Source organism: Ruegeria sp. YTSA226 (assembly GCF_059609905.1).
Genome location: NZ_JBXWMQ010000003.1, coordinates 333347 through 356244, shown reverse-complemented (window position 1 = coordinate 356244; position 22898 = coordinate 333347). Strand labels below are relative to the sequence as shown.

Here is a 22898-nt window from a genome sequence, read left to right as displayed (position 1 = left end):
TCACACCAACAAGGAAATAACGTAAACCGCGTAAAGGCTTGTCAACAGAATTCCCCATCCGCGGGTGATATCCCGTTTGAAAAATACAAAAGGGACCAAAAGGAGTGATGCGCCCAGCATGACCCAAAGATCAAATCGCAGGAATTCTGGATCAACAGGAATGCGCCCAAACAGGGTTGCAATGCCGACGATGGCCAACAGATTGAACATGTTGGACCCGATAACATTGCCCAATGCGACATCGGCTTGTCGGCGCAGTGCTGCCATAACTGTGGTCGCCAGTTCCGGCAGGGAAGTTCCCACCGCTATAAGTGTCAGCCCGATTACAGTCTCGCTGACGCCGTAAGTGCGGGCAATGATTGTAGCGTTGTCGACCAGAAGATGTGCGCCCATCGGCAGGCCTATCAGTCCGAGCACCAGGTAGACTGAAATCTTCCAATAGGGCATGTCTGGATCGGCTTCTTCCAAGCCATCAAAATCGTCATCCTCGGCGCAGGCTTTGCCACAGGCCTTGCGATGGGCATGGGCTTCTCGGAAGGCGGTCCATAGAACAAAGCTGAGAGCAGCCAGCAAAATCGCGCCGCTGAACAGGTTGAACACGCCGCAGAAGGCAAGGCCGATGAACAGAACGGTTGCCAGCAACATGAACACATAGTTCTTGCGGCTGTCACATTCGCTGGTGTGCAGCGTGGCAAGCAGCGCAGGCAGGCCCAGCACCAGCAGGATATTGGCCGTGTTCGACCCCACAACGTTACCCAGGGCGATGCCCGGTGCGTTTTCCTTAATTGCGCTGATTGCAATCAGAAGTTCTGGCGCCGAGGTGCCGAATGCCACGATCGTCAAACTAACGATCAACGCCGGTACTCCAATCCGCAGGCTGAGGTTCACGGCACCGCGTACCAGCGCATCACCCGCCAGCAACAGGATCAACAAACCGAGACCGGATAACAGCCATGCCGTCATGCGCGGCCTCCTTTTTCGCAGGCACAGGGACCTTTACCGATCCTGAACCGATGACAGCGCGGGCATCTTGCGGATTGCAGTTTTTTCTGCCCCGGGAACCGCAGTTTGCCGAACATTGCCAGGACGCCCATGGCAATCAAAAAGAGGGTCACGATCTTGATAATCACGTTACAAACCGAAACGTGCGTATGCGGCACGCTCCTCAAGTCCGGCAACCGCGTCCTGTGCCAAGGAGGCGCCGAACCGTGACCAGAATGGCTTGCGCAGCCCGTAACGGCGGAATTTTACTTTATCGCCAAACCGGTCCTGCATTTTGGGTTTGAGATGAGCGATGCCGTCGATCAGGCCAAGTTCATGCGCGCGGCGTGCCAGCCAGACTTCGCCAGTGAACAGATCAGCACCCGTTTCAAGCTTTGCCCCGCGTCGTGCTTTGACATGAGCAGTGAAGTTCTCGTGGATATCGCGTAGCAGGCCTTCAAGCCTTGCGACATCTTCAGGTTTTTCCGGGGCAAAGGGATCCAACATGGATTTCGAATGGCCCGCCGTGTGCACTCGCCGTTCGAAACCCTGCCTCTCAAGGAAGAGATGTGCGCCGAACCCCGAAGAGATCACGCCAATCGAACCCAGTACCGAACTGTCATCGGCGTAAATCTCATCAGCTGCCGCTGCCAACCAATAGCCACCCGAAGCTGCCACATCCTCGACAAATGCGAAGACGGGAACATCCAGTTCTTTCGACAGACGCTGAATGCGCGCACCGATCAATGAACTTTGGACCGGGGATCCGCCGGGCGAGTTGACCTCAAGCGCGACGGCGGCAGGTTTGCCTTTGCGAAATGCTTTTTCGAGAACCGGTGCCAGAGTTGTGTCAGACATCGACCCGCGCCCGGACATGCCGATTGCACCCGATAAGCGCACGACCGAAACGGTTGGCTGTTTTTTGAGAAACGGCAGGCTGACCTTCATGGGTGCCGATGTAGAGTGCGCCCACGCGGTAAACAAGGGAGCGGCTGACCGTTATCGGTCGCGTGGACGTATTTACTGAAGGTGATGGGCAAAAATGCAACGCCGTCCATGGCCTAACTCCGGATGCGCCAGCCAGTTTTGAAGATCCATCCGATGATGCCTAGACACACGCCGGTAAACGCCAGTATGGCTAAAAGGCTGAACATGATCGGCACATCGGCTAGGCCGTAAAACGACCAGCGAAAGCCCGAGATCAGATAGACGACCGGGTTGAACAGGGTGATGGTCTGCCACAGCGGGGGCAACATCGAAATCGAATAAAAGGTACCGCCCAGAAAGATCAGCGGTGTCACCACGAGTTGCGGAACCAAAGACATCTGCTCGAAATTGCTGGCCCAGATGCCGATGATGAAGCCCAGCAAGGAAAAGCTGAGGCAGGTCAGGACTAGAAATGTCACCATGGCAAGCGGGTGTTCAATACGCAAATCCACAAAGAATGCAGAGGTCACAAGGATCACGACACCCACAAACAGCGATTTTGTCGCCGCCGCTCCGACATAGCCGATGACGATCTCGATGAAATTCACCGGCGCCGAAAGAAGCTCATATATCGTTCCCAGAAACTTTGGGAAATAGATCCCGAAAGAGGCGTTCGAGATCGACAGCGTCACAACAGATAACATGACCAGCCCCGGAACGATGAACGCGCCATAGGATACGCCTTCGACCTCTTGTATCCGGCTGCCAATCGCCGTGCCAAAGACAACGAAATACAGCGATGTCGACAGGACCGGAGATATGAAGCTTTGCGCAAGGGTGCGGAAGAACCGGGCCATTTCGAACCGGTAGATGGCAGTAATGGCGGACCAGTTCATGTGGCTTCTCCCGACACCATATTGACAAAGATCTCTTCAAGGCTGGACTGACGCGTTTGTACATCGCGTAAAATCAATCCGGCCTCGGCCACATCGTTCAACAGGGTGGTGATGCCAGTGCGGTCGGCATTTGTGTCGTAGGTATAAACCAGCGCGTCACCCTTGCCATTCAGTTTGAGATTGTGTGTGGCCAGACTGTCGGGGACGGTTTGAATGGGCTGGGTCAGCATGACTTCGATCTGCTTCTTTCCCATCTGCGCCATCAAAGTGTCCTTGTCCTGAACCAGTAGCAGTTCACCCTTGTCGATGACGCCGACACGGTCGGCAATGGCCTCGGCCTCTTCGATGTAGTGGGTGGTTAGAATGATGGTGACACCGGCCTGCTTCAACTCGGCCACGATTTCCCACATGTCTTTGCGCAGTTCGACATCAACACCTGCGGTCGGCTCGTCCAGAAACAGAACACGCGGCTCGTGTGCCAGCGCTTTTGCGATCAGAACCCGACGTTTCATACCGCCCGATAGTTCTTTGATCGCGTTTTTGCGTTTTTCCCACAAAGACAATTTGCGCAGAATTTCTTCGATACGTGCGTTGTTCTGCCCAAGCCCGAACAGCCCGCGCGACAATCGCACAGTGTTCCAGACCTTTTCAAAGGGTTCGAGCGCGATCTCCTGCGGAACCAAACCGATCATCCGGCGTGCTGCGCGAAAATCAGTCTGGATATCGTGGCCGCCGACGGTCACGCTTCCTGAGGTTGGCGTCGTTATTCCACACACCGTCGAAATCAGCGTGGTCTTGCCTGCACCGTTGGGACCCAGCAGAGCCAGGATTTCTCCCTGCTCGATGTCCAGAGACACGCCCTTTAGCGCCTCAAAACCTCCGGCATAGGACTTTCGCAAATCCCTGATGGACAGAATTGTTGTCATGCGCCTCCCCCGTTCTGGCGGCGACACTACCCTGCGAGTTAGCCACAGAACAGGCCCAATTCACACATTTTGCTCAGCTTTCCAATTGGCCTTTCCAGTCCGGGCTTGCATTTCCTGGCTGGCCCCGAAACCCTGCGCGGGCAGGAGGACTGGTATGTTAAGTGGAATTCGGATCATCGAAATCGAGGGCTTGGGCCCCGGTCCCTTTGCCGCCATGCTGTTGGCCGATCTCGGTGCAGATGTGATCACCATCCACCGCACGGGGCAGGCCGCGACTCCGGGCATGCCCGAACAGTCAGTTCTGGATCGGGGTAAGCGCTCGATCAGCCTGAACCTCAAAGACCCGGCCGATCTGGATGTGGCCCGGCGCCTGATCGCCACGGCTGATGCACTGATCGAAGGGTTTCGACCCGGTGTGATGGAAAAGCTGGGCCTTGGCCCTGATATCTGTCGCGATCTGAACCCAAAGCTGATTTATGGCCGTATGACGGGTTGGGGACAGGACGGCCCCTTGTCCAAGAATGCCGGGCACGATCTGAACTATATCGCACTGTCCGGGGCGCTTTGGTATGCGTCGCAACCGGACCAACCGCCGCAAACCCCGGCCACTTTGGTGGGTGATATCGGTGGCGGTGCCATGTATCTGGTCGCGGGCATTCTGGCCGGATTGCTGAATGCGGCACGCACAGGAAAGGGCACGGTCGTGGACGCCGCTATTTATGACGGCTCGGCCCATATGATGAACCTGCTGATGAGCCTGCGCCAAACCGGAAACCTGTCAGATACTCGCGGACACAGCCTTCTGGACGGTCCCCATTGGAGCCGAACCTATGCCTGCTCTGATGGTGGATTTGTGGCGGTGCAGTGCCTGGAGCCGAAATTCTATGCCGAGTTCCTGCAGATATTGGATCTGTCTGGCGATCCCGAATTTCGGCAGCAATATGATGCTTCCACCTGGCCCGCGCTGACCCGGCGGCTGGCTGAAATCTTTGCTGGCAAACCACGTGATCATTGGGCGGCGCTGTTTGCAGCAAGTGACGCCTGTGTTGCACCGGTGCTCAACCCGTCCGAAGCGCAGAACCATGCCATGAACACAGCACGCCAGATCTGGCTTGCCCCCGACGGTATGCTACAGGCCGCCGCCGCGCCGCGGTTTTCCGAGCGGGAGTGGAAGCCCAGACCCAGCCCGCGCCGCGGAGATCATACACAAGACATATTGGCCGAGCTGGACGCCCGACCCAAAGCCTAGCGGTTGCGCACTGCGTCGATCATACGCTGAACGTTGTCGGGATCGGCATCGGGCGTGATGCCATGACCCAGATTGAAGATATGCGGCCCTTTGGAGAATGCATCGACAATCCGCCGGGTCTCGTCCACCAGCGCTTGACCGCCGGTCACCATATGCGACGACGCCAGATTGCCCTGTACGCAACCATCCACCTGGACATGCTCGGCGCCCCATTCCGGCGAGACCGAATTGTCCAGCGCGACGCAATCAACCCCCGTGGTTTTGGCGAACCCGATATAGCCATCTCCGGCCTCTCGCGGGAATCCGATCACCGGGATGCCGGGGTGACGTTCCTTGATGGCCTGGGTGATTACGCGGCACGGCTCGACCGCATATTTGCGGAACGCCTCACCCTTCAGCGATCCGGCCCAGCTGTCGAATATCTTGACTACCTCGGCGCCTGCCTCGATCTGGGCTGAAAGATATTCGATCGTGGCCAGCGTGATCCGGTCCAGCAGCGCTTCGAACAGCGCAGTATTCCCCTCGCGCAGCGCATGGGCGGGGCCTTGATCCGGGGTGCCGCGTCCGGCGATCATGTAGGTCGCCACTGTCCACGGCGCGCCAGCAAAACCGATCAAGGTTGTCTCGGACGGCAACTCCTGTGACAGGATGCGCACTGTCTCATAGACTGGCGAGAGTGTTTCGTGGATATCCTCGACCGATTTCAGCGCATCAAACTCGGATTGCTGCGTGATAGTCGACAAACGCGGGCCTTCACCGGTGACAAACCAAAGGTCCGCACCCAGCGCCTGTGGTACCAGCAGGATATCCGCAAACAGGATAGCTGCATCGAACCCATAGCGACGGATCGGCTGCAATGTGACTTCGGCCGCAAGCTCGGGATTGTAGCACAGCGACAGGAAATCCCCGGCCTGCGCGCGCGTTGCACGATATTCTGGCAGATACCGCCCGGCCTGGCGCATCATCCAGATCGGAGGCACATCCTGCACCTGTCCTGCCAATGCCCGCAGCAGTTTCTTTGTTTCGGCCATCTCTGCCCCCAATCGTCTGGTTTGTGGCAACGGGTCTTCCTTCGGCGGCAATTTGTCAAGCTCTGCCCCCATTGTCAGGGCAATGTGACGCGACTAAAGCTGTGTCCATGACATTGACCCTGCCTTCACCCGCCTCACCGCTGAAAATCGGCACCCGTGGTTCGCCCCTGGCGCTGGCGCAAGCCTATGAAACCCGGCAGCGGTTAGGCACAGCCTTTGATCTGCCCGAAGATGCATTCGAAATCGTGGTGATCAAGACCACCGGCGACAATCGCGCGATGATCGACGCGGACCGCCCGCTGAAAGAGATCGGCAACAAAGGCCTGTTCACCAAGGAAATCGAAGAAGCGATGCTGCGAGGTGATATCGACATCGCTGTGCATTCGACCAAGGACATGCCGGTCGAACAGCCCGCGGGTCTTGTGTTGGACACGTTCCTGCCGCGCGAAGATGTGCGCGACGCTTTTATTTCGCCCAGCCTGAACTCTATTCATGACCTGCCCAATGGCGCGGTGGTTGGCACCTCGTCTTTGCGCCGCCGGGCTCAGCTGTTGAACCGGCGCCCTGACCTGAATGTGGTTGAGTTCCGTGGCAACGTGCAAACGCGCCTGAAGAAACTGACCGATGGTGTAGCGGATTGCACGTTTCTGGCGATGGCAGGTATCCGGCGCCTGAATATGGACGACGTTCCCGCAACTGCTATCTCGCCCGAGGATATGCTGCCCGCTATTGCACAAGGTACAATCGGTATCGAACGCCGCAGTGACGATCCCCGTGCTGCAGGGATGTTGGAGGCAATTCATCATAGCGAAACCGGGTATCGACTTTTGGCCGAGCGCGCCTTGCTGGCCGCGCTTGACGGGTCCTGCGAGACTCCGATTGCCGGGCTTGCTGATATCAGCGGTGGCATTCTGCGCCTGCGCGGAGAAGTCCTGCGCCCGGACGGGTCTGATTCTATCGCCGAAGACGCCACTGGCGTGATTGGTGATGGTGCAGAAATGGCGCGCGCAATGGCCGAAAAACTACTGACAAAGGCCGGCCCCGGGTTCTTTGATTGGAAGAATTGAAGATAAATTTATTTAATGTGAACTAGTTCACTGTCGCGCTCTCAAAGATCAGGCATTAAGGATGCACACCGATTGAGAAATCGGGTTGGTCTCGAAGAAGTCGAAAGTTTTTGTTAGTCTGTCCATTTTTAAGTGGTATTCGAGGGGGCGAGACCAAACCCCGACATTCAGTCAGTAAGGGCCGCTGTCTCATTAAGACGGCGGCCCGTTTACTTTTGGGTGTCTCAAATAGCCGCGACGTCTTGAACCGCTTGCACAATCGCAGCCCGCTGGTGAAGCGATGTCAGTACATATAATTGCCTGTCTTCAAGACTGGATGCGCGGGGCAGTGGAATGATCCTCGTGCCAAGGGGCTAGAAAATCCGTCGCATTTTCTTATCCGGTGTAAAGTGCAAGCGTTGATAGTACCTGTAAGAGGCGTAGAGTGCTTCAGCACACCGCTTCATTGTGACGATTACCGGAGACCAAGATGGCCGAGACTTTCGACGAAGATCTGTTCCTCAGAGGGCTGGAGCAACGCAAAAGCACCCTGGGCGCGGAATATGTTGAGAAAAACCTGGCCGCCGCCGACGATTTTACCCGGCCGTTTCAAGAGGCAATGACCGCTTGGTGCTGGGGTTTCGGCTGGGGCGACGATGTGATCGACGCCAAGACCCGGTCAATGATGAACCTGTCCATGATCGGCGCCCTGGGCAAGATGCACGAATGGGAACTCCACTGTCGCGGCGCCATCAGCAACGGCGTCAGCAAAGAAGAAATCCGGGCCATTATTCACGTGATCGGCATCTATTGTGGCGTGCCGCAGGCGCTGGAATGCTTTCGTGTCGCGCGCAAGGTTCTGGACGAGGCAGAGACAACCTCTGAGACATGATCATGAATTGAGCTGTGCCCAAGCTTCATCAAGCTGAGTAGATTTTCGGGCTCGGTTTGGCAGGTGGCTGAAACACACAACGGCGCCCTATATTTGCGGGTGTCGCAAGTTGCCGATTCCTCTGGTTCTCTTAGTCCGCGTTGTTTATCCGGCCGCGTAATTCTTCGGCCTCCTGCCGCGCGGCGCGCAACCCGTCCATGGCAGCGCCCAGTTCCGCCTCGGTCTGGGTGAGCTGATTGGTTAGCTCGGCCTCGCGCTGTTGCAGATAGGTGATGGCCTGATCGCGGGTTTCTTCGGCCTCATGCAATTCCTGGCTCATGCGATCCAGATCGGCGACGTCGCTTTGGCGAACACGAGACAGACGATGGGCCAGCCAGTTGGCGAACCACCCCATGCAGAAGGCTGCGAACAGGATGATGGCGGTGGCAATGATGAATTCGATTCTGTTCACTTACTGATCCCCTGCGCCGGTATCTGCGGCGTCTTCTGACGTCTCTGTCTCGGCCTCCAGCGCCTCAAGCCCAGTCTCGGAATTGGCAATGGGTTCAGGCCGGATCAGGCGAAATTCAATGCGACGGTTTTCTTCTCGGCCTGCCTCGGTATCGTTGTCTGCGATCGGTTGCGTTTCACCATATCCCACGGCCGAGTAGCTTGACGTTGGGATGCGGCGTCCGCGCAACTCATTCAGGATCGACTGAGCCCGCGCCTGGCTGAGTTGCTGGTTCATCTCTTCGCGGCCCTGACTATCTGTATGGCCCTGAATTTCAATCCGGATGGGGCCGCATTCGCGCAGAATCTCGGCGATCTGATTGACGGTATCGCGTGAATCCGCGGCAACCGTGGCCGATCCCGGTTCGAATGCGATTTTGCTGCTGGCCTGAACTTCGGCAAGCTGGTCTTCGCACAGCTCTGGGTCGGGCAGGCTGTCTGCGGGTTTCGGCGGCTCTTGATAGGTGATCGAAAGGGTGAAACCTTTTGCATCCCCAAGCTTTTCCGACAGCAATCCGGCGATACGGGCTTTGGCGTCCGGGTCGTAGCTGACCCCGCTGAGAGAAACGTCGTCAGGGGTAACAGTCAGAGCGCCGTTATGCAGCAGAGACAACGCTTCCAGCCCCGCCAGAACACGAACCGGCCAGTCTGCGGGTAAGTCGGAGGCGATGCGGGTGGCGGTATAAACCTGTTCCGATCCAAATGCCGCGCGGGCAAAACTGTCGGCCATGTCGCGCGATGTCTCATTGCTCAGACGACCGCGCATTTGGACCAGCCCTTCGGGGCTGCGCGTGGTCGAGAACTCGGGGGGGCCGGTGGATTCGGCGGTTTCGGGTTCGGGCAGGACGGCGTGCAGGGCGAAAACCTCGGGCAGCGCATTTTCCAGCTCGCCCACCACACGGTCAAAGACCCCAGCCTCTGTTCCTTGCGCCGCCACCAGCGTGATATCCGCATCCGAAATCGTGACCGAACCCTGACCAATCTTGGACAGGGCGCGAATGCTGAGCGTTGCCGCTTCGGGCCAACGGGGTGAGGGCACGCCCAAACCGATTGTACAGTTAAACGGACCAGCAAGGCCTGCTTCTTTGGCAGCAGCGACGATGGCATCCCGCGCTTTTTCATTCTGGGCCGAGCAGGCATCGAACTGGCCGCCGTTGGCATCAATCAGGTAGCGCAGTGTAAAGGGGGTGATTACGGGGCGCGGAGCCGAGATCGACAACCCGATTCGCAAACTGGGAGGTGCTGCGCGGGTCAGGCTCTGTTCCAGTCGTTCTTTTTCCCGCAGGCTGTCTGCAATGGCGGTGATTTTCACCAAACCGGGGCTGGCCGATATTTTGGCACGCGGCAGGCGGGTCAACGCTTCGAGCGCATAGTTCAACGCGTCGTCCCAGCCTTCGGGTATAGGGTAATCCGCCGTTTCCATCAGGTCCGAAACGGTGTCGCCGTCCATCCGGCGCAACCTTTCGATCAGCTCGCTGCGGTCTTGGCTTGCGGGTATCAGACCAATAATCGAAATACCGCTGTCGTTTCGCAAAATTTCAGCGGAAAAGCGCGGTGCTGCCAGTTGCCGGGTGGGGGCGACCTGCATGTCGTCAATAACGCGTGAGGTATCAACCTCGGTCCCGGCTGCGGTCAGCGCATTGAACCGCGTTGCTTCGTCAATGGCTATGCCGGTCAGGACAACGCGCAGGCCATCGGATTCGACTTCGGCCCAGTCATGCCCTTTTAGGTCAAGCGCACGCCGCACGGCGAGTTCCGACGCTTCTTCAACTTTGGTTACCGCATATCCTGCGGCCACAAGCGATAGGCTGGCCGAAACGAGGAATATCAGGGAGGCAGCTAGGAAATAGGGCAGGCGCATGTGCGGGCAGACGACTCCTGAAGTTATTGAGCAGGACTCTTACAGAGGCCCGCGCCGAGGTGCAATCAGAGCAACCCAGCAATGCAAAGGAAGATCAGCGGAATAAGGCCGGTATCCCGGTTGGCCCGGAAAAGCTGCAGCAATTTGGTGTTGTCTTCAGTGTCCAGCCCACGCAGTTGCCACGTCATATGCCATCCCATCGCCCAAGGTCCGGCAAGTGCAACGAACATGGCTGTAATTGGGGCCTGCCGCGTCATGGCGTCTATAATGGCCAGCGCCATTAGGGATACAGTGGCGACCAGGAAATACTTTAACCAATGCGCAGTATTTGTCCCGAACAGGCGGGCGGTGGATTTGATACCGATCAACTCGTCATCCTCGGCGTCCTGATGCGCATAGATCGTGTCGTAGAACAGCGTCCAGGCGATGCCGGCCAGGTACAGAGTGATAGCCGGGCCGCCCACCGTTCCGGTATGCGCGGCCCAGGTCAGCAGGATGCCCCAGTTGAAAGCCAGTCCCAGAAATACCTGTGGCCACCAGGTGAACCTTTTGGCGAAGGGGTAGACAGCGACGGGCAACAGGGACAGCACGCCCATGGCGATGGCGGCTTGGTTGAAGCTCAGCAGAACTAACAATGCCAGCAGGCATTGCAGCACCATCCAGATCGCGGCCTGCCGAACACTGACCTGCCCAGAAGGGATCGGGCGCGACCGGGTCCGTTCCACTTTTGCATCAAAGTCGCGGTCCGAAATGTCATTCCAAGTGCAGCCCGCGCCGCGCATCAAAAAGGCACCGATGGCACAACCGATGGCGATCCAGAGGTCCTCCCACCGCGGGGTGCCGTCGCTGAGGATGGCCAGCGTCAGTCCCCACCAGCAGGGGATCAGCAGCAGCCATGTGCCGATAGGCCGATCAGCCCGGCTCAGCCGCAGGTAAGGGCGCGAGAATTCCGGCGCATAGGTGTCGACCCAGTTGCCGCTGACCGCATCAGCGACCTGACCGTCTGGTGTTGGCGCATTGCCTTGCATATGTAAGGTCTCATGAGTGCAAAGATCAGACTGTATGTAGAGCACCCTTTGGGTCCGGGGCAATCGGTAGAATTGACGCGCGAGCAGGCACATTACCTGTTCGGTGTCATGCGCCTGGCTGTGGGGGGGCAGGTTGCCTTGTTTAACGGACAGGACGGAGAATGGCAGGCCGAAGTGGCCGAAGCGGGAAAGCGTGGCGGTGTACTGACCTGTGTCGAACAGACCAAACCGCTGCAACGGCCACCTGACCTGTGGTTCCTGTTCGCCCCGATCAAAAAGGCACGCACCGATTTCATCGTTGAAAAGGCGGCGGAAATGGGTGCGGCGCGGATCATGCCGGTGCAGACAGAATTCACCAATTCCGAACGTATCCGCCAGGACCGCTTGCAAGCCCATGCGGTCGAGGCCGCCGAGCAATGCGGCGGTACATTCGTGCCCGAGGTCGCCGATCTGCAGCGGCTGGACCGAGTTCTGGATGGCTGGCCCGAGGGGCGTCAACTGATGTTTTGTAACGAGGCCGAGGTCGGCTCGGCCCTGCGCCTGGCGGCGCATGAAAAGGGGTTGCCATGGGCGATCCTTATCGGACCCGAGGGCGGCTTTTCCCAACGTGAACGTGCCCGGCTGACCGCCTTACCCTATGCCCATGTCGTCAGTCTTGGCCCGCGTATCCTGCGCGCGGATACTGCAGCCGTTGCGGCTCTGACCATGTGGCAGCAGGCGTTGGGGGACTGGTCATGATTTGGCGTCTGGCGCAGGAGGCGGATGTACCGAAGATCGACCAGTTTCTAATGCGCCACATTCAGACGTCGATGTTCCCCTTGGCCAATCTGCGTGATTTTGGATTGCGGGGCACGGACCGACGTGCCGTTAATATATGGGTGTTGGGCGACGATCCCCGTGCGGCGTTCTCCATCACGAATGAGGGCATGGTTTTACCGCAATGTCCCGATTGCACAGATGAAGAACTGGCCGCTGCGATTGATCTGATCCGGGGGCGTGCCTTGTTTGGAATGGCGGCTGAGGCAACACAGGCCCGCCGGATCATGCGTCTTGCGGGGTGGGAGGATCGGCCGGCAACGCTGAACAGCGATGAACCGGGTTTCACGCTGGATTTGGAACAGCTTACTATTCCGGATGCTACAAGCGCAGAATTGGTGCCTTTGGGTGCGTTTGATCGTGAAATCGTCGAAAGGTGGCGGTCTGACTACCTGATCGAAGCAATGGAATTCAATTCGTCACGAGCGCAAAAACAGGCTGGCTTGGATTGCGACGCCTATACCGCACGTGATTCTCATCGTGTGTTGCTGGTCGACGATCAGCCTGTCGCCATGACTGGTTTTAACGCGCGCTTGCAAGAAGTCGTGCAGATTGGTGGGGTCTTTACACCTCGTGAAATGCGCGGCCGTGGATATGCGCGTCTGGCCGTCGCGCTGCATCTGGAGGAGGCGCGCCGTACAGGTGCGAAACGCGCGGTTTTGTTTGCGGCTTCCGATTCCGCTGCGCGTGCTTATATCGGTATCGGTTTTCAATCCGCGGGGCAGTACTCGCTCATCCTGTTCATAAACCCAGAGGATACCGCATGAGTTTCATCCGACCCGAAGCGAAACTGGCCCTGTGGCGCTGGCGCGAAGTGCTGGTTGCCGGTGTCATTCTGTTGGTTGGCCTCAGCTGGATCAGCGGCCCGGGTGGGTTGCTGGGCTGGTTGGGCTGGGTTTTGGTGGCGGTGTCGCTTGCACTGGCCGTGATCGGGGTTCAGCGCGCCAGGTTTCGCACCGGCGTCGGTGGCCCCGGAGTTGTGACCATCGACGAAGGCCAGATATCCTATTTTGGCCCGCTGGACGGTGGCATGGTAGCGACGCGGGAAATCGAACGGTTGGCGTTGGATCCATCCTCGAATCCGGCGCATTGGGTGTTGGAACAGCCTGGCCAGCCGACGCTTCACATTCCTGTGAATGCCGAAGGGGCCGAAGCGCTGTTTGACGTGTTCTCGGCGCTGCCGGGGTTGAAAACAGAACATATGTTGTCGGAATTGAACGGTGGGGCCGTACATCCCGTAGTAATTTGGGAGCGTCAGTCGATGCGCCCTGCGCATATGCGGTTGCATTGACACCGCCCTCGTTTGCGACCACGACTGACCAACAAGACAGACACATCAGGATCGGAGCACGGTTCATGTCCATCCCCCAGTCCGGCGGCGGACCGATCGAACGCCACGAGCAACTTGCCGAATATCTGGAAGCGGGCTGCAAGCCCAAAGCCGATTGGCGTATCGGAACCGAACATGAAAAGTTCGGCTATTGTAAAGACTCACTGAAACCGCTGCCATTCGAAGGCACGCGGTCGATTGTGGCGGTGCTTGAAGGGCTGCGCGACCGGCACGGCTGGGCCGAGGTGCGCGAAGCGGGCCACCTGATCGGTCTGGAAAAAGACGGCGCCAATGTCAGCCTTGAACCGGGCGGTGCACTAGAGCTGTCTGGTGCGCCGTTGGAGACGATCCACGAGACCTGCGACGAGGTGAACACCCACCTGCGCGAGGTTAAGGATATCGCTGATGAAATCGGCGTGGGCTTTATCGGTCTGGGCGCGGCCCCGATCTGGACCCATGAGCAGATGCCTCTGATGCCCAAAGGCCGTTATCGGCTGATGAACGATTACATGGAAAAAGTAGGCTCCATGGGCCGCGCCATGATGCGGCGCACTTGCACGGTTCAGGTCAATATCGACTTTGGGTCCGAGGCAGACATGGTGCAGAAACTGCGCGTGGCGCTGGCTTTGCAGCCTGTGGCGACTGCGCTGTTTGCCAACTCGCCATTTTTTGAGGGTAAGCCCAACGGCCAGAAAAGCTGGCGCAGCCATATCTGGCGGCATCTGGACGATGCACGCACCGGTATGTTGCCCTTTGTGTTCGAAGAAGGCTTTGGGTTCGAGCGCTACGTGCAATACGCGTTGGATGTGCCGATGTACTTTGTCTATCGCGATGGCCAGTATATCAACGCGCTGGGCATGTCCTTCCGCGATTTCCTGCAGGGCAAACTGCCCGCGCTGCCTGGTGAAACACCTACCCTGTCTGATTGGGCCGATCACCTGACCACCGCCTTCCCCGAGGCGCGGATCAAGAAATTCATGGAGATGCGCGGCGCGGATGGTGGCCCTTGGCGGCGTCTGTGTGCGCTGCCTGCCTTCTGGGTTGGCCTGACCTATGATCAGGGCGCGCTGGATGCGGCCTGGGATCTGGTCAAGGGCTGGGATGCCGAAACGCGCGAGGAACTGCGCGTTCAGGCGGCCGTCAATGGCCTGCAGGCGCAGGTTGGCGACATCAACATGCATGATCTTGCCCGCGAAGTGGTTGCGATCTCGGAAAGTGGTCTCAAGGCCCGGGCCTATCCCGGCGCAGGTGGTCTGGTTCCCGATGAGACGCATTTCCTGAATGCGCTGAAGGAAAGTCTCGATACCGGCAAGGTTCCAGCGGATGAGTTGCTGGAACACTACAATGGCGACTGGAACGGCGATCTGACTCGAATTTATCCCGAATACAGCTATTGACCCACCGCGTCTCGCTTGCATTCCCGGGGCGGGGCCGATAGCAGGTTGGCGACCAAATTCAGAGGGCGTCATGGACGATCTTAAGGCAAAATATCTGGGGCAGATCGCCGAGGCGGGCGATGAGAACGCGCTTGAGGCGATCCGCGTCGCCGCCGTGGGCAAAAAGGGCGAGGTCGCGCTGAAGATGCGCGAGCTGGGCAAGATGACCCCCGAGGAACGTCAGGTCGCAGGCCCCGCGCTGAACGCCCTGAAGGATGAGATCAACTCGGCGCTGGCCGCCAAGAAAGCCGGTCTTGCCGATGCCGCGCTGGATGAACGTCTGCGCACCGAATGGCTGGACGTTACCCTGCCGACGCGCGCGCGCCGCCAAGGCTCGATCCACCCGGTCAGCCAGGCGACCGAGGAGCTGACCGCGATCTTTGCCGAACTGGGATTCTCGGTGGCCGAAGGGCCGCGGATTGAGACCGATTGGCACAATTTCGACGCGCTAAACATCCCCGGCCACCACCCCGCGCGGGCCGAGATGGACACGTTCTATATGCACCGTGCCGAGGGCGACGAGCGCCCGCCGCATGTGCTGCGCACCCATACTTCGCCGGTCCAGATCCGCTCGATGGAGCTGCAGGGCGCGCCGATCCGCATCATTTGTCCGGGCGGCGTTTATCGCGCTGATTATGATCAGACCCACACGCCGATGTTCCATCAGGTCGAAGGGCTGGCCATCGACAAAGACATCTCGATGGCGAACCTGAAATGGGTTCTGGAAGAGTTCGTGAAAGCGTTCTTCGAAGTCGACGATGTCGAACTTCGTTTCCGCGCCTCGCACTTCCCCTTTACCGAACCGTCGGCAGAGGTCGATATCCGCTGTTCCTGGGATAACGGCCAGCTGAAGATCGGCGAGGGCGACGACTGGATGGAGATTCTGGGCTCGGGCATGGTCCACCCCAAGGTGATCGCCGCCGGTGGCATTGATCCCGAGGTCTATCAGGGCTTTGCCTTTGGTATCGGCATCGACCGTCTGGCGATGTTGAAATACGGCATTCCGGATCTGAGGGCGTTCTTTGATAGCGATCTTCGGTGGCTGCGCCACTACGGGTTTGCGGCGCTGGATATGCCGAACCTGCATGGTGGTTTGAGCCGGTAGGTGTATCCACTAGGCGTATATCTGGCTCGATACATCGAATGGTGGCGCCGCCGTGTAGCCAATGCTCCCTTTTTTGTGGATGGTTGGAATAATTGTTGCGGGAAACTTTCTTCAATATTTGGCTATCCGTTTCTTCGGATCGGTTTTTGCGTGGGCATTACCAATTGTAGGGCTTGCTCTACTGCCCGGCCTTTGGGCGTCTTTTTCGATTTTTTCAAATAAAATGAACCAAATGAAAGAGGCGCAAAGGCAAAAAGATATGGGTAAAAAACTCATTGATGAATACGCAAAACAAAAATCGAAGTAGTCTCCTCTGTCTAGTTCAGGCTTTGAATTGCAAAAAACTGGTGCGGAGCAAAGGCCGATAGGCCGCCGCGCCATCGCCAGACCGCCCGCACGGGCTGGCGATTTGTCTCAGCTAGCGCAACGCTCGAACAGCGCACGGATTTGGCTAAGATAAACTGCCCTCCACAGCCCAAGGATCGCCACCCCACGGTCTGGCGATAGCGCGGCTTGTTTCAGCCTCCCACGGGGTTGTGACGTGACTTCGTGCGCTGGCCGGGTAGGCTCCGAGTTATGTTCCGGATTCTGACCTGCCTGTTTTTCCTGATCCCGCTCCAAGCTGTAGCAAATGGCTGCGACGGCGACACAGCCTGCCCGCTGGGCGACCGTTCCTATCATGTGCTTGAACCCGATGGCTGGGACGGCGAAACCCTTCTGCCGGTATTGCTGCACTTCCATGGTTGGGCGCGGCAGGGGGATGTGGTGGTCAACCACGAAAGGATCGCAGGGGCCACCAAACTGCGCGGCGTGCTGCTGGTGGCCCCGAACGGGCGCGGCAAAAGCTGGGATTTCTGGACGTCCGACACTGATGACGTCCCCTTTGCGGATCGGGTGCTAGAGGATGTGGCGGCGCGCTATCCCATCGACCCGGATCGCATCTATGTCTCGGGCTATTCCTATGGCGGCGCGATGGCGTGGCGCTATGTCTGTCAGTCCGGCGATGACGTTGCGGCCCTGCTGGCTGTAGCTGGCAGCATTCGCCAGACCGAAGATTGCCCGCAGGCCCCGCGCCAGGTGCGCCATGTGCATGGGTTGGACGACACGGTGATGGATTTTCCCTTGGGTTCGGGCGGGGACACGACCTATCCGGTGGCGTTGTGGAAGGCGAAGTTCGACTGCAACGGTGCGACTCCGCGTGGCGATTGGAGCGTGAAGCCTTTCCTGACCCTCAGCCGTGTGGAATGGACCGATTGCGCGCAGGGGCAGGTTACGTTGGACACGCATCCGGGCGGGCATTTCATCCCTCATGGCTGGATCGGCTGGCAGTTGGATGAGCTGGCCGGACGAGCGCCGGTCTATCCCTGAGCTGTTTGACAGCCCTTTGCATCCGAGTTCATCTGCGCAGGCCATCTGAGCAAGGAGCCCTTTCCGATGAAACCCCTGTTGGTGACCGCCGCGATCCTGACTGCGACCTCTGCCCTCGCGCGCGACGCCTATCCGCCTGTCGATGTTTTGCTGCAAACGGACAAGTCGGTGATCGGCGAGCCGCTGGAATACCCGGACGGCACGCCGCAGATCACCATGGCCATCATCACCATGCAGCCGGGTCAGGTGACCGGAAGCCACCGGCATAATGCTCCGCTGATGGCCTATGTGCTGGAAGGGGAAATCACTGTCGATTACGGCGCGGCGGGGGTAAAGACCTACAAAACCGGTGATGCCTTTGTCGAAGCGTTCCGATCCCCGCATGTGGGGGCGAATTCAGGCGAAAGCATCGCGCGGATTTTGGCGGTGTTTGCCGGATCGGATAGCGTCGCCAACACAGTTGCCGAACAGTAGGTGATCATGTGGCACACGGCCTCTTTCCCCTTGTCTGAATATCCGTTACACGCGGGCTGACCCAAGATTATGCGGAATACGACCGATGAAATTCACCCTTTCCTGGCTCAAGGATCACCTGGACACTGACGCGTCGGTCGATGAGATCGCCGAAACGCTGACCGATCTGGGGCTCGAAGTCGAAGAGATCGTCAATCCGGCGGACCGACTGGCGGGCTTTACGCTGGGAAAAGTGACCCATGCCGAACAGCACCCTGATGCCGACAAGCTGCGGGTCTGTACGGTTGCGACGGATGAGGGTGATCTGCAGATCATCTGCGGCGCGCCCAATGCGCGCGAAGGTATCACTGTCGTGGTCTGCAAACCGGGCATGTATATTCCGGGCCTGGACATCACCATCAGCGTCGGCAAGATCCGCGGTGTCGAAAGCTTTGGCATGATGGCCTCGGAGCGCGAGCTGGAGCTGTCGGAAGAGCATGACGGCATCATCGAGCTGCCCTCGGGTGAGGTCGGCGATCAGTTCGTTGACTGGCTGGCCGAGAATGATCCCGCAAAGGTCGATCCGATGATCGAGATTGCGATCACCCCGAACCGTCCCGATGCGCTGGGCGTCGCCGGGATCGCGCGCGATCTGGCGGCACGCGGGGTCGGCACGCTGAAAGAGCGCGACTATGTGCCGGTGCCGGGCGATTTCGTCAGCCCGATCAAGGTGACGATTGATGATGACACGCTGGACGGAGCACCTCATTTCACCGGGCGTCTGATCAAGGGTGTCAAGAACGGCCCCAGCCCGCAGTGGCTGCAGGATCAGTTGAAGGCGATCGGCCTGCGTCCGATCTCGGCCTTGGTGGATATCACCAACTATATGACCTTCGACCAGAACCGTCCGCTGCATGTCTTTGATGCGGACAAGGTTCAGGGCAACCTGCGCGTACATAGGGCCAAGGGCGGCGAAAAGCTGGTGGCGCTGGACGAAAAGGAATACACGCTGCAACCCGGCATGATGGTGATTTCGGACGACAACGGCCCGGAATCCATTGCAGGGATCATGGGCGGCGAAGAAACCGGCTGTACCGAGGGTACCGTGAACGTCTTCCTCGAAAGCGCGTTTTGGGATCATGTGCAAATTGCACTGACAGGCCGGGCGTTGAAAATCAACTCGGATGCGCGCTACCGGTTCGAACGGGGTGTTGATCCGGAATATACGCTGGAAGGGCTGGAACAAGCGACGCAGATGATCCTGGATATCTGCGGTGGCGAGGTCTCTAAAGTGGTTGAGGCGGGCAAAGCGCCGAACCATGCGCGATCCTACAAGTTGGACTCGGCCCGGGTGCAATCGCTGGTCGGGATGGTCATTCCCGAAAGCGAGCAGCGCCAGACCCTGACCCGTCTGGGTTTCCGCCTTGAAGGTGAGATGGCCCATGTCCCCAGCTGGCGCCCCGATGTCATGGGCGAGGCTGATCTGGTGGAAGAGGTCGCACGGATTGCGTCCCTGACCAAGCTGCAAGGCAAGCCGCTGCCGCGTGTGACCGATGGTATTCCGAAACCGGTTATGACGGCCACGCAGCGCCGCCAATCGATGGCGCGTCGCACCTGTGCCGCCTTGGGTTATAACGAATGCGTCAGCTATACCTTCATTGATCAGGCCGCCGCTGCGCTGTTTGGCGGTGGCGATGAGGCGACGCAGTTGGAAAACCCGATTTCGTCCGAGATGAGCCATATGCGCCCCGATCTGTTGCCTGGTCTGCTGCAAGCTGCCGCCCGCAATCAGGCGCGCGGCTATGCGGATGTGGCGCTGTTTGAAGTTGGCCCAGTTTTTCACGACGGCGAGCCAGGCGATCAGAAAATCCAGATTACCGGCCTGCTGGTCGGTCGCGACGGCCCCAAGGATGTGCATAGCGCCACACGCCCGGCGGATGTGTTCGACGCCAAGGCAGATGCCGAGGCCGTTTTGGCCGCCATCGGCGCACCCGCCAAGGTTCAGATCCTACGCGAGGGCGACGCCTGGTGGCATCCGGGCCGACACGGCAAAATTTGTCTGGGTCCGAAAAAGGTACTGGGCGTTTTCGGCGAGTTGCATCCGCGTGTGTTGCAGGCGATGGACATCAAGGGCCCGGCGGTGGCTTTCACTATCTGGCCGGATGAGGTGCCTCTGCCGCGTAAATCCGGGGCGACCCGCGCGGCGCTGGAGCTGCGCGATCTGCAGGCGGTCGAGCGTGACTTTGCTTTTGTCGTCGATGAAGGCGTCGAGGCACTGGCGCTGGTGAATGCCGCTGCCGGGGCCGACAAGGCGCTGATCGAGGATGTGCGCGTCTTTGATGAATTCATTGGCGGCAGCCTGGGTGAGGGCAAGAAATCTCTGGCCATCACTGTTCGGCTGCAGCCAACAGATGTGACCCTGAAAGAAAAAGACATCGAAGCGGTGGCCGAGAAGATCATCGCCAAGGTTTCCAAGGCAACAGGCGGCGTTCTGCGCGGCTAACGCGACCTTAATCCAAATGCAAAGCGCGCCAATTGGCGCGCTTTTCTCGTTTCTCAGACGCCAGTGTTGCCGTGCTGCAACGTCCCTGCGTCCTGAAAATCCAGGGGTTGAGTGGAATCACCCCCTGGCCGTAAGTCCAGCCCCCTGATGCAATCACAATCCGGAGTCTGCCAGATGCCAGATCCCAGCCTCGCAAAAGCAATGCCCAAACCCTGATTGCCCGCCAACTGACCGGCGGGCCTGTTTCCCGTTGGAGAGTTGTCATGAAACGCCAAGACATCTCGATGATCCGGCAGATTCTGCCGGAAGAGATGCCATTCTACTATTATACCGACCGGCAAAGCCCCTGGTTGCTGTGCCAGTCGATGGAGGCCGAAATGTCGGTTTCGGATCTAAAGCAATCGGGGCTGTCCCGTTTGCTGGCGCGTCCTTTGCTGAAACCCATGATCGCGCGGTGCGGCGGGGTTTTGCGGCGGCACGATGTGCTGGCCGTGGCCCATGCGGATCGCGCCGTGCGTCTGAAGGGGCTAAGCCCTGCGGCGTTCCATGGTTTAGAAGCGGTCTATCAGTCCGAATGGCTGGATTTCTGCCTGAGCTTTGAGCGCTGGTCTGATGAACAAACCACGCGCAAGGCGCATAACCTTGTGGTGCAGTTGGGCTTCCCGACCGAGCATGCCGAGCTGTTGTGGAAATTCGAACAGCGCGCGGCGGTGGGTGCGTTCCAAAGCTGTTGGCACCCGGTACGCACGCATGGCTGTCCGACTCTGGCCTGGTGCCGCTTGGATATAGATTTAACAAGTGGCTATTGTCTGATTGAAGAAATTCAGTCCGACTGGTTGCGCTTTGTCGGCCATGCCCGGCGTCGACTGCAATGCCGGGCGCCCCGGTCGCGTGAGTTGCGTTTGACGCGTGAATACGAGCAGGCGCTGCAGCAGAAATACGCGAAAATATGGGCCGAGGTCATGATGTTGGCAGTGTTGGTGCTGCTGCGCGACGAATTCGCCATTCGCGAAGTCTGGATGCACCAGCCAGAACCGGGCGCGCAGCTGAAAGGGATCACCTGGGGACGGTTGCCGCCTCGGTCGATCTATACCCGTTTGCCCCGCAGTTTCGGGTTCGAGCCAACATCCGAGATGCCGGGGTTTCTGGGAAGCAAGCAGCGCAGCGCGGCCCGTAAGGCAGTTCCCAACGGGCAGCCGGTGTTTTGGCGGCTGGCTTTCTGAGCCCCCCCCTTGGGTCAGGTCCATTTTGTCTTTAGGGTCGCCAATAAAATCAAAGGAGAAATCAATGGGCCTGAACGTCTACCTGTCCGGAGAGATACACACCGACTGGCGCGAGCAGATCATTGACGGGGCGAAAGGGTTGGACATTTCGTTCAACAGCCCTGTCACGGTTCACGAAGCCAGCGACGATTGTGGCGTTGCAATTTTGGGGTCCGAGCCAAACAAGTATTGGCATGACCACAAGGGTGCGATGGTCAATGCGATCCGAACCCGCAAGGGCATTTCAGACGCGGATGTCGTGGTCGTCCGCTTTGGCGATCAATACAAGCAATGGAACGCAGCCTTTGACGCGGGATATGCGGCGGCTTTGGGCAAGTCGATCATCGTAGTTCACGGGCCAGATCATCAGCACGCGTTGAAAGAGGTTGATGCAGCTGCCCTGGCTGTTGCTGAACATCCCTCGCAGGTGGTGGATGTGCTGCGGTATGTTTTGACGGGTAAGCTTCCAAGCTAAATGGATGGGGTGAGGTATTGCCTCACCCCACACGTGTTAACCTGGGGAAGGAATCTGCAGCCCGCGCTGAACGGCGGGACGCGCAAGAAACCGATCAAGATAAGATTGGAGATTTGAGTACTCATCCCAGCCAACAATGTCTCGGGCACCATAAAAATCCAACCCGCGCAGCCAGGGGACGATTGCAATGTCGGCGATCGAGTAATCCCCGGCGATCCATTCCTGGCCATCAAGTTGATTGTTCACGACATTCAACAGCCGCTTTGCCTCGTTGAGATAGCGCTCACGGGGGCGCGGATCTTCGATCTCTTTCCCGGCGAATTTGTGGAAAAAGCCAAGTTGCCCAAGCATGGGACCAATTCCACCCATCTGGAACATGAGCCATTGGGTAATGCGATGTCCGTCGCTTTGTGTCTGGCCCATGAATTTCCCTGACTTCTCGGCCAGGTACAACAGGATCGCACCGCTTTCGAACAGGCCCAGGGGATGTCCATCAGGACCATTCGGGTCAATGATTGCAGGGATTTTGTTGTTGGGGTTCAGCGACAGGAACTCGGAGCTTTTGACATCCGCATCCGCAAGCGTGACCAGATGCGCCTCGTAGGGCAGGCCGGTTTCCTCAAGCATGATCGAGGCTTTGACGCCATTAGGCGTCGGATAAGAATAGAGCTGAATGACCGAAGGGTCTTTGGCAGGCCATTTGTCTGTAATGGAATAAGACGCAAAATGTGTCATGGGGTCTCCTGAATAAGCCGATTGGGGAAAAATAGTCACGATTTCCCATAAAAACATACATTTTATAGTGCAATTAGCGCACAGTTGCC

At 58.4% G+C, this 22898-nt stretch carries 23 protein-coding genes; 14 read left to right on the top strand and 9 right to left on the bottom strand.

All coding sequences use genetic code 11. The annotated features are described in order from the left end of the window. The 4 genes from AC2FFF_RS06785 to AC2FFF_RS06770 all read right to left on the bottom strand — a co-directional run bounded on the left by AC2FFF_RS06785 (position 1) and on the right by AC2FFF_RS06770 (position 3730). Positions 1-963 (bottom strand): calcium/sodium antiporter, encoded by a 963-nt coding sequence (locus AC2FFF_RS06785; RefSeq protein ID WP_142635277.1) that lies wholly within the window; start codon positions 961-963, stop codon positions 1-3. A 168-nt stretch (positions 964-1131) separates the two neighbouring features. Beyond that, positions 1132-1929: a S49 family peptidase gene (locus tag AC2FFF_RS06780; RefSeq protein WP_142635281.1), complete on the bottom strand. Its 798-nt coding sequence runs from the start codon at positions 1927-1929 to the stop codon at positions 1132-1134. 113 nt (positions 1930-2042) lie between these two features. Beyond that, complete coding sequence (locus AC2FFF_RS06775; RefSeq protein WP_271948588.1) at positions 2043-2804, bottom strand: ABC transporter permease; 762 nt, start codon at positions 2802-2804, stop codon at positions 2043-2045. Continuing rightward, positions 2801-3730 (bottom strand): ABC transporter ATP-binding protein, encoded by a 930-nt coding sequence (locus tag AC2FFF_RS06770; protein WP_271948586.1) that lies wholly within the window; start codon positions 3728-3730, stop codon positions 2801-2803. The genes AC2FFF_RS06775 and AC2FFF_RS06770 overlap by 4 nt, the downstream gene beginning before the upstream one ends. 154 nt (positions 3731-3884) lie before the next feature. Here AC2FFF_RS06770 and AC2FFF_RS06765 point away from each other — a divergent pair, with 154 nt between their 5' ends. Continuing rightward, positions 3885-4979, top strand: a complete 1095-nt coding sequence (locus tag AC2FFF_RS06765) for a CaiB/BaiF CoA transferase family protein (protein ID WP_281972607.1) — start codon at positions 3885-3887, stop codon at positions 4977-4979. Here the strand turns inward: AC2FFF_RS06765 and hemE are convergent. After that, complete coding sequence (gene hemE, locus AC2FFF_RS06760) at positions 4976-6010, bottom strand: uroporphyrinogen decarboxylase (protein ID WP_271948582.1); 1035 nt, start codon at positions 6008-6010, stop codon at positions 4976-4978. The genes AC2FFF_RS06765 and hemE overlap by 4 nt on opposite strands. Before the next feature lie 107 nt (positions 6011-6117). Between hemE and hemC the strand changes: the two genes are divergently transcribed. Together hemC and AC2FFF_RS06750 are read left to right on the top strand one after the other, a co-directional pair. After that, entirely contained in the window at positions 6118-7077 is a 960-nt protein-coding gene (gene hemC / locus AC2FFF_RS06755; protein WP_271948580.1) for a hydroxymethylbilane synthase, read from the top strand. Positions 7078-7546: 469 nt separating this feature from the next. After that, positions 7547-7948: a carboxymuconolactone decarboxylase family protein gene (locus tag AC2FFF_RS06750; RefSeq protein ID WP_142635290.1), complete on the top strand. Its 402-nt coding sequence runs from the start codon at positions 7547-7549 to the stop codon at positions 7946-7948. 130 nt (positions 7949-8078) lie between these two features. Here AC2FFF_RS06750 and AC2FFF_RS06745 read toward each other — a convergent pair whose 3' ends face one another. The 3 genes from AC2FFF_RS06745 to ubiA all read right to left on the bottom strand — a co-directional run bounded on the left by AC2FFF_RS06745 (position 8079) and on the right by ubiA (position 11326). Then, entirely contained in the window at positions 8079-8399 is a 321-nt protein-coding gene (locus tag AC2FFF_RS06745) for a hypothetical protein (RefSeq protein ID WP_142635291.1), read from the bottom strand. Then, on the bottom strand, positions 8400-10298 hold the full coding sequence (locus AC2FFF_RS06740; protein ID WP_142635292.1) for an OmpA family protein: 1899 nt from the start codon (positions 10296-10298) through the stop codon (positions 8400-8402). A 65-nt stretch (positions 10299-10363) separates the two neighbouring features. After that, positions 10364-11326, bottom strand: a complete 963-nt coding sequence (gene ubiA / locus AC2FFF_RS06735) for a 4-hydroxybenzoate octaprenyltransferase (protein WP_496882897.1) — start codon at positions 11324-11326, stop codon at positions 10364-10366. Between the two features lie 12 nt (positions 11327-11338). Here ubiA and AC2FFF_RS06730 point away from each other — a divergent pair, with 12 nt between their 5' ends. The 11 genes from AC2FFF_RS06730 to AC2FFF_RS06680 all read left to right on the top strand — a co-directional run bounded on the left by AC2FFF_RS06730 (position 11339) and on the right by AC2FFF_RS06680 (position 22074). Beyond that, complete coding sequence (locus AC2FFF_RS06730) at positions 11339-12064, top strand: 16S rRNA (uracil(1498)-N(3))-methyltransferase (protein ID WP_271948572.1); 726 nt, start codon at positions 11339-11341, stop codon at positions 12062-12064. Next, on the top strand, positions 12061-12909 hold the full coding sequence (locus AC2FFF_RS06725; protein ID WP_281972604.1) for a GNAT family N-acetyltransferase: 849 nt from the start codon (positions 12061-12063) through the stop codon (positions 12907-12909). The genes AC2FFF_RS06730 and AC2FFF_RS06725 overlap by 4 nt, the downstream gene beginning before the upstream one ends. Beyond that, positions 12906-13433 (top strand): hypothetical protein, encoded by a 528-nt coding sequence (locus tag AC2FFF_RS06720; RefSeq protein ID WP_281972603.1) that lies wholly within the window; start codon positions 12906-12908, stop codon positions 13431-13433. Before AC2FFF_RS06725 ends, AC2FFF_RS06720 begins: the two co-directional genes overlap by 4 nt. 65 nt (positions 13434-13498) lie before the next feature. Beyond that, positions 13499-14869: a glutamate--cysteine ligase gene (locus tag AC2FFF_RS06715; protein ID WP_281995270.1), complete on the top strand. Its 1371-nt coding sequence runs from the start codon at positions 13499-13501 to the stop codon at positions 14867-14869. Positions 14870-14939: 70 nt separating this feature from the next. Next, on the top strand, positions 14940-16013 hold the full coding sequence (gene pheS / locus AC2FFF_RS06710; RefSeq protein ID WP_281972601.1) for a phenylalanine--tRNA ligase subunit alpha: 1074 nt from the start codon (positions 14940-14942) through the stop codon (positions 16011-16013). A gap of 79 nt (positions 16014-16092) precedes the next feature. Next, positions 16093-16320 carry a hypothetical protein gene (locus AC2FFF_RS06705; RefSeq protein WP_496693533.1) on the top strand — a complete coding sequence of 76 codons (228 nt, stop codon included), beginning with the start codon at positions 16093-16095 and terminating at the stop codon, positions 16318-16320. A 269-nt stretch (positions 16321-16589) separates the two neighbouring features. After that, positions 16590-17381 carry a CE1 family esterase gene (locus AC2FFF_RS06700; RefSeq protein ID WP_281972599.1) on the top strand — a complete coding sequence of 264 codons (792 nt, stop codon included), beginning with the start codon at positions 16590-16592 and terminating at the stop codon, positions 17379-17381. 66 nt (positions 17382-17447) lie between these two features. After that, positions 17448-17855, top strand: a complete 408-nt coding sequence (locus AC2FFF_RS06695; RefSeq protein WP_281972598.1) for a cupin domain-containing protein — start codon at positions 17448-17450, stop codon at positions 17853-17855. Between the two features lie 85 nt (positions 17856-17940). Beyond that, the gene (gene pheT, locus AC2FFF_RS06690; protein WP_496882896.1) at positions 17941-20337 is read left to right on the top strand and encodes a phenylalanine--tRNA ligase subunit beta; all 2397 of its coding nucleotides are present in this window, start codon (positions 17941-17943) and stop codon (positions 20335-20337) included. A 263-nt stretch (positions 20338-20600) separates the two neighbouring features. Further along, positions 20601-21560 (top strand): hypothetical protein, encoded by a 960-nt coding sequence (locus AC2FFF_RS06685; RefSeq protein ID WP_496882895.1) that lies wholly within the window; start codon positions 20601-20603, stop codon positions 21558-21560. A gap of 64 nt (positions 21561-21624) precedes the next feature. Beyond that, on the top strand, positions 21625-22074 hold the full coding sequence (locus AC2FFF_RS06680; protein ID WP_271948554.1) for a YtoQ family protein: 450 nt from the start codon (positions 21625-21627) through the stop codon (positions 22072-22074). Positions 22075-22110: 36 nt separating this feature from the next. On the opposite strand, the gene AC2FFF_RS06675 is transcribed toward AC2FFF_RS06680, so the two are convergent. Further along, the gene (locus tag AC2FFF_RS06675) at positions 22111-22809 is read right to left on the bottom strand and encodes a glutathione S-transferase family protein (RefSeq protein ID WP_281972595.1); all 699 of its coding nucleotides are present in this window, start codon (positions 22807-22809) and stop codon (positions 22111-22113) included. Positions 22810-22898 lie beyond the last annotated feature (89 nt).